The sequence below is a fragment of the Halomonas sp. PBN3 genome, assembly GCF_000475415.1.
Taxonomy (GTDB): Bacteria; Pseudomonadota; Gammaproteobacteria; order Pseudomonadales; family Halomonadaceae; genus Halomonas; species Halomonas shengliensis.
This window is the reverse complement of the sequence record NZ_AXCA01000025.1, coordinates 42347-48627: the sequence shown is the minus strand read 5'-3', so window position 1 is coordinate 48627 and position 6281 is coordinate 42347. Positions and strand designations below refer to the sequence as shown.

The following is a 6281-nucleotide window of genomic DNA, read 5'->3' as shown; positions in this document are numbered from 1 at the left end:
GCTGGAAGCTGGAAGCTGGAAAGCAGCCTAAACTGAATCGCCCCCATGGCAAGACCATGGGGGCGATTCTTCTTCCAGCTTCAGGCTTACGGCTTACAGCCCCGGCGAAGCCGGGTCAGACGGCGATGGGACCACCATCCTGCTTCTGGATCACCACAGTAGAGGCGCGCGGGCGCACCTCCCCCTGGGTGACCGCGGTGGCATCCTCGGAGGCCGGCCAGTTGCCCGGGTGCTGGATGTTGATGAACAGCGCGGTCCTGTCGGGGGTAGCGAAGATCCCGGTGACCTCACAGCCGTTGGGGCCCACCGCGAAGCGCTTGAGGTGTTGCTGGTTCTCGGGCGTGACCACCCCGCCCTCCAGGGCTCCCGGCACCACCGCCAGCACCTGGTCGTTGGTGTAGTCGGCGACGCCATCGTAGCCGTTGTCGGTCTGGATCCACAGGATGCCGTCACCGTTGCCGCGATCGTCGTACCAGAGGCCGTCGGGGCTGGCGAACTGGTTGAGCTCGGTCAGGCCGGAGAGGTTATCTGCGTCGGAGGCGGCGGCGCCGAAGACGAAAACCTCCCAGGCGAAGCGGGTACCATCATCGGCTTCCCGCCAGCGCAGGATATGCCCGGCGCCGTTGTCGGGGCGCGGGTTGGCGGCGTTGACCGGCGCCGTGGCGAAGCCCACGCCGGGCTCGTCGGTGGCACCGCCCGCATTGGTGTAGGTCGCCTCGCTGCCCGCCTCGGTGCGCTGGCTGTTGTTGGTCAGGGTGATATAGACCTCACCGGAGGCGGGGTCGACGCTGGCCCACTCGGGGCGATCCATGGGGGTGGCGCCCATCAGGTCGGCGGCATCGCAGGTATGGATGATGATGCCGGCCTGGTCATCGGCGGCCAGCCCCAGGGCCTCGTGAAGCGGGCGACCATCACGGCTCTTCGCCTGCAGCGTCAGCGGCAGCCACTCACCACTGCCGTCGGCAGCGAAGCGCGCCACGTAGAGCACGCCATCGTCCAGGTACTTGGCGCCGATCGCCAGGCGATCATAGGCCGCACCGGGGCGGTTGGCATCCGCCGGGTCCCAGGCGGCGGCGGAGACATACTTGTAGATGTACTCGTTGCGGGCATCGTGGCCGGAGTAGAACACCACCGGCTTGCCGGGCTCGAGCTTGCCGAGCCAGCACCCCTCGTGGCGGAAGCGTCCCAGGGCGGTGCGCTTCACGGTACGGCGGCTGCCGTCGTAGGGGTCGATCTCCACCTGGTAGCCGAAGGTACGCGCCTCGTTGCGGTAATCCTCGCGGGCATCGGCGCCACGCGGGGTGATATCGAAGCGAGCGAACTCGTCGTTCGCCTCACTGGGATCCCCCGCCGAGGTCTCCCAGCCGTAGCGGCCACGCTGGGTGGGAATCCCGATGCGGGCGTCGTCGGCGAAGCGCTCGCCGGTGTTGACGAAGATGTTGGGCCAGTTCTCCTCGCAGGCCAGGTAGGTACCCCAGGGGGTATAGCCGTTGCCGCAGTTGTTGTTGGTGCCCCGGGTGAGACGCCCCTCCGGCGAGAACTTGGTCCTGACGTAGGCGCTGCCGGCGACCGGACCGGCCAGCTCCATCTCCGTGGCACTGGTGAAGCGGCGGTTGTAGGGGGAGCCCGGCACATGGGACCAGCGACCGTCGCCTTCCTTCACCACCTCCACCAGGGTCACGCCGTGGGCATTGATCTCGGTACGCGACTCCTCGGCGGGGCGCGCGCCCTCCTCGGCATTGGTGGGACCGCCCTGGGGCGCCCACAGTGCCTGCTGGTCGATGTACTCGTTGTTGAGCGCCAGCACGAAGCGGCGCGAGGCGCTCTCCTCGTCCAGCGGGAAGCCGTGCATGCCGTCATGGTGCATGCCCACGCTTTGCGCCTGGCGCTCGGCGGTCATGGCCAGCGCATCGCTCCACTCCGATGCCTCGCCCGTCAGCGGCGTGCCCCAGGGGACCAGCACCTGGGCGGTATAGCCCGGTGGCACCACCACGGCGTCACTGCGCGAGCCGGCGATCGATTCGAAGGCCAGGCGCAGCGGCGTCTTCTCGTGCCGGGAGCTCGAGGCCAGTGCCTGGGCGGCCCCCCCGAAGCCCAGCATCGAGGCGGCCGCCAGCCCCAGGCCACCGCGCATCACGCTGCGCCGGGAGACATGGCGATCGAGAACGGAGGCGAAGGGCTCATTGGTGCCGGGGTTCAGGACGCGATGGTCCTCGATTTCCTTGCTCATGGGGGACTCCTCGTCGGGTAGATGGAGGCATGGGGCGCCTCCAGGACGAGGACAGGCTAGGCGAGCAAGGTGACAGTCCGATGAAGCGACAAGCGGTGCCAGAACGCGGCGGCCTACCCCCTGCGGAAGGCGGCCAGGTCGTGGGGATCGAAGCCCTCGACGCGCTCGGCCAGGCCCTGCTCGCGGCGTGCCATCCGCACCACCTCGCGCTCGGCGAGCAGCTCGGCGTCGTCGTCCAGGGTGCGGCCGTTGAGCTCGGCGAGCTGGGCCATGCCCTGGTGATAGAAGGCGAGCAGGTCCAGGGCGGTGCCGTTGCCCTCCGCCATGCCGCGGCGCAGCGCCGGCAGGTAGCCGCTGACCCGGGAGAGGTGGTGCTTGAGCTGCCAGGCATAGCGCACCTCGTCCATCCAGGGACGCTCGCGCAGCACCGCGAACACCAGGCTGGTGGCCACCAGGCCCAGCACCACGCCCAGCACGTTGAGCCAGAAGCCGCCGTCGAAGGCGGCCTGCAGCAGCTGCACGAAGAGCAGCCCGAAGACGATCAGTTGGCCGGCCATGGCCAGGCTGATGAGGCGCCCCTTGCGGCGGTAAGTCTCGGGATCGTGCTCCTCGAACTGGAAGGGCATGCTGGGCTCCTGGTTGGCGAATCGGCAATCGGGGCCATTATCCCGGGATCTTTCACCACGGTACAGCAGACGCTATCACCGAAATCGCTCGGGCTACCCCGGGCAAGGGCGCACCTCGCTATGGGCCTTGGCGCAGCCGCTCGGCGGCGGTGAGCAGCAGGTGTACGGTGGTCTCCCAGCCGATGCAGGCATCGGTGACCGAGACCCCGTGGCGCAGGCGGCCGGGGGCGAGCGGCTGCTTGCCCTCGTGGAGGTGACTCTCCAGCATCAGGCCGGCGATCGCCGTCTCTCCGGCCTCGCGCTGGGCCAGCACATCGAGCAGCACCTCGCTCTGGCGACGGTGGTCCTTGCGGGCATTGGCGTGGCTGCAGTCCACCATCAGCCGCGGCGAGAGGCCGGCCTCCTCCAGGGCGCGGCGCGCCGCCTGGACGTGGTGGGCCTGGTAGTTGGGCTCGCCGTGGCCGCCGCGCAACACCAGCTGGGTATGCGGGTTGCCGGCGGTATCGCGGATCGCCGGGCGCCCCTCGGGGTCCATGGCGAAATGGCTGTGGGAGTGGGCGGCGGCGCGCATGGCGTCCAGGGCCACACCGATGTCGCCGCCGGTGGCGTTCTTGAAGCCCACCGCGGCCGAGAGGCCACTGGCCAGCTCGCGGTGCAGCTGTGACTCGGTGGTGCGCGCCCCGATGGCGACCCAGGCGAGCAGGTCCTCCAGATAGGGGGCCAGCATCGGCTGCAGCAGCTCGGTGGCCACCGGCAGCCCCAGTGCGGCCACGTCGCGCATCAACCGCCGCGAGACCTCGAGGCCACGGGCCATGTCGCCCGTGCCGTCGAGGTCGGGGTCGTAGGCGAGCCCCTTCCAGCCCACGGTGGTGCGCGGCTTCTCCACATAGACCCGCATCACCGGCAGCAGGCGGTCGGAGAGGCGCGGCGCCAGCTCGGCGAGGCGCCGGGCATATTCCAGCGCCGCCTCGGGGTCGTGGATGGAGCAGGGGCCCACCACCACCAGCAGGCGGTCGTCGCGGCCGGCGAGGATGTCATGCACGGCGCGGCGCTGGGCCTCGACCCGGCGAGACAGGGCCGGCGAGAGGGGCAGGCTGCGTCGCAGCTCTCCCGGGGTGGGCAGCGGGCGCATCGGCGAGGCGTCAGGGGCCACGGTGGGGGCGGCGTCGTTCAGGGTGGCGGCGGCGAGGGTCGCGTTCATGAGGCTCAACTCCGGTCAGCGGTCATACATCGTGTGGATCGGGTGCCACCGAGTACGCTACGGCCGGGCGTGGCGGAGGGAGCCGACCGCAGCTCGCTAAATCGCCAGTAGCCGTAATAGCCGGAAAAACCACGGGTCTGGCGAATGGCGATGGCTGCGGTCATGGTCTCTCTCCTCGATGTCATCTGGTGGTTCACGCTCTCGTATCACGCTGCCCGAAACGCAGAACCCCCGGGCGGGGCTGCCGTCCGGGGGTTCTGTCGGAGGCGGCCCTGACGGGTGTGCCTCCGGCGATGTCGCGTCTTGCGCTCAGGACATGGCCGCCGGCACACCGGTCATAAAATAGCCATACCAGAAACCGCCTACGGCCACGCACGACCACTCCCCACGGCCGCAGGCGGCGTGGCAAGGAGGACGGTGGGCGATGGATGCGGTCATGGGATTCTCCTGAACTGTCGCTTCATCCTGCCGCATCGCGGCATGGCTGACAAGGGCGTCGTTCAGCCGGCGAACAGCTGATACCAGCCGATGGTGGCCGGCAGGCAGCTCATGGCCACCAGCACGATCAGGCCCATGATGATGGAGAGCAGGCCGCTGCTGTCGCGGAAGTTCTCGTCGTGTCCCGCCATGTGTCACTCCTCCGATTGCGTCAGGGTTGGGGTTCCGGGGTGGCAGCCATTCTAGCGAAGTTGGCGGGCCTCGGCACGGCACCGATGGTCGCAGGCTGGGCTATCGCAGGTGGCGTCCGCCGTCCACCGGCAGGGTCGCGCCGGTCACGTAGCGGTTGTCGAGCAGGTAGCGCAGCGTTTGATAGATCACCCCGGGGCCGGGCACCATCTGCATCGCCGACTTGGCGCGAGCCTTCTCGGCGTAGGCCTCGTCGTCGCCCTCGTTGAGCATGATCAGCGCCGGGGCGATGGCGTTGACCTGGATGTTGGGGGCGTACATGGCGGCGAACGACAGCGTCAGATTATCGAGCCCGGCTTTGCTGGCGGCATAGGCGGCGTGCTTCCGGGAGCCCTTCTGCACCACGTAGTCGGTCATGTGCACGATGTCGCGCTGGGGCTCGCGGCACGCCTCGAGCAGCTCGCGGGCGTGCAGGTTGATCAGGTAGGGCGCCAGCATATGGATCCGGAACAGCCGCTCGAAGGTCGCCCCCGCCTCGGGCCCGGTGGAATCCGGCGCCCAGTCGCTGGCGTTGTGGACGATGGCCCGCAGCGAGGCGGTCTCGCCCTTGAGCCTGTCGATGAAATCGAGGATGCCGGTTTCGCTCGAGAAGTCGGCCGGCAGGGTGACGATGCCGCGGCCGCGCAGCGCCTCGAGCTCGGGCCGCTCGCGACGGTAGCTGATGATCACCGGATGACCGTCGTCCACCAGGCGCTCGGCGCAGTGGCGCCCCAGGCGCTGGGCACCGCCGGTGATCAGGATCGGCGAGGCGCTCATGAGCCCGCCTCCCGACGCAGGCTGCCGGCGGTGGGCACGATGGGATCGCGCGGGGCATAGGCGAAGACATCCGAGAAGACCCGCGAGGACGACAGGCCCAGGGAGGCGAGCACGTCGACGCAGGCGTAGACCATGCCCGGCGAGCCGGAGAGGTAGACGTCGTGGCCGGAGACGTCCTCGAGCGAGGCGGCCAGGGCCTGGTCGATGCGCCCACGATGACCCACCACCCGTTCGCCGGCCCAGGGGAGCTCCGGGGCGACCTCGGTCACCGGATGGAAGGTGAAGCCGGCGTGGGCCTCGGCCCACTCCCGGGGCAGGCGCTCCAGGTAGAGGTCGCGCTCCTCCCGCGCGGCCCACCACAGGGCGATCTCGCGCTGCGGGTCGGCGGCGAGCGCCCCCTCGACCAGCGCCTTCATCTGGGCGAAGCCGGTGCCGGCGGCGACCAGCAGCAGCGGCCGCCGGCTCTCGGGGTCCAGCACGCAGTCGCCACCGGGCAGGCGCAGGGTCAGGCGGTTGGCCACCTGCAGGAGCTCACGCAGCCGCGCGGAGTTCTCGCGCTCCGGCCAGTGCTGGATATGCAGCTCGATCTGGCCATCGCCGCGCCAGGCGTTGGCGATGGAGAACGGCACCCAGATGCCCTCGTCGAGCTTGAGCTCCAGGTACTGGCCGGGGTCGTGGGCGGCCGCCTCGGCGCGGCCGTCGAGCCGGACACGGAAGACGTCGGGGCTGAGGTCCTCGACCTCGGTGACCGGGCAGGTCAGGGTCCTTGGCGTCATGTATG

At 69.7% G+C, this 6281-nt stretch carries 7 protein-coding genes; all 7 read right to left on the bottom strand.

The features are described from left to right. Positions 1–115 precede the first annotated feature (115 nt). Positions 116–2230 carry a PhoX family protein gene (locus tag Q673_RS21190; protein WP_023004634.1) on the bottom strand — a complete coding sequence of 705 codons (2115 nt, stop codon included), beginning with the start codon at positions 2228–2230 and terminating at the stop codon, positions 116–118. A gap of 113 nt (positions 2231–2343) precedes the next feature. Further along, positions 2344–2856, bottom strand: a complete 513-nt coding sequence (locus Q673_RS21185) for a DUF3087 family protein (protein ID WP_023004633.1) — start codon at positions 2854–2856, stop codon at positions 2344–2346. Positions 2857–2974: 118 nt separating this feature from the next. After that, positions 2975–4057, bottom strand: a complete 1083-nt coding sequence (locus Q673_RS21180) for a 3-deoxy-7-phosphoheptulonate synthase (RefSeq protein WP_023004632.1) — start codon at positions 4055–4057, stop codon at positions 2975–2977. Between the two features lie 309 nt (positions 4058–4366). Beyond that, positions 4367–4495, bottom strand: a complete 129-nt coding sequence (locus Q673_RS37065) for a hypothetical protein (protein WP_268744273.1) — start codon at positions 4493–4495, stop codon at positions 4367–4369. 62 nt (positions 4496–4557) lie between these two features. Further along, positions 4558–4686, bottom strand: a complete 129-nt coding sequence (locus Q673_RS37060; protein WP_023004631.1) for a hypothetical protein — start codon at positions 4684–4686, stop codon at positions 4558–4560. A 100-nt stretch (positions 4687–4786) separates the two neighbouring features. After that, positions 4787–5500 carry a dihydromonapterin reductase gene (gene folM / locus Q673_RS21175; RefSeq protein ID WP_023004630.1) on the bottom strand — a complete coding sequence of 238 codons (714 nt, stop codon included), beginning with the start codon at positions 5498–5500 and terminating at the stop codon, positions 4787–4789. Next, a complete protein-coding gene (locus Q673_RS21170; RefSeq protein ID WP_023004629.1) occupies positions 5497–6276 on the bottom strand; it encodes an NAD(P)H-flavin reductase in 780 nt (259 codons plus the stop codon). Before Q673_RS21170 ends, folM begins: the two co-directional genes overlap by 4 nt. Positions 6277–6281: the final 5 nt, after the last annotated feature.

Coding starts and splice junctions, on each gene's coding strand:
- Q673_RS21190 (WP_023004634.1), bottom strand. CDS start 2,230: ATGAGCAAGGAAATCGAGGACCATCGCGTCCTGAACCCCGGCACCAAT.
- Q673_RS21185 (WP_023004633.1), bottom strand. CDS start 2,856: ATGCCCTTCCAGTTCGAGGAGCACGATCCCGAGACTTACCGCCGCAAG.
- Q673_RS21180 (WP_023004632.1), bottom strand. CDS start 4,057: ATGAACGCGACCCTCGCCGCCGCCACCCTGAACGACGCCGCCCCCACC.
- Q673_RS37065 (WP_268744273.1), bottom strand. CDS start 4,495: ATGACCGCATCCATCGCCCACCGTCCTCCTTGCCACGCCGCCTGCGGC.
- Q673_RS37060 (WP_023004631.1), bottom strand. CDS start 4,686: ATGGCGGGACACGACGAGAACTTCCGCGACAGCAGCGGCCTGCTCTCC.
- folM (WP_023004630.1), bottom strand. CDS start 5,500: ATGAGCGCCTCGCCGATCCTGATCACCGGCGGTGCCCAGCGCCTGGGG.
- Q673_RS21170 (WP_023004629.1), bottom strand. CDS start 6,276: ATGACGCCAAGGACCCTGACCTGCCCGGTCACCGAGGTCGAGGACCTC.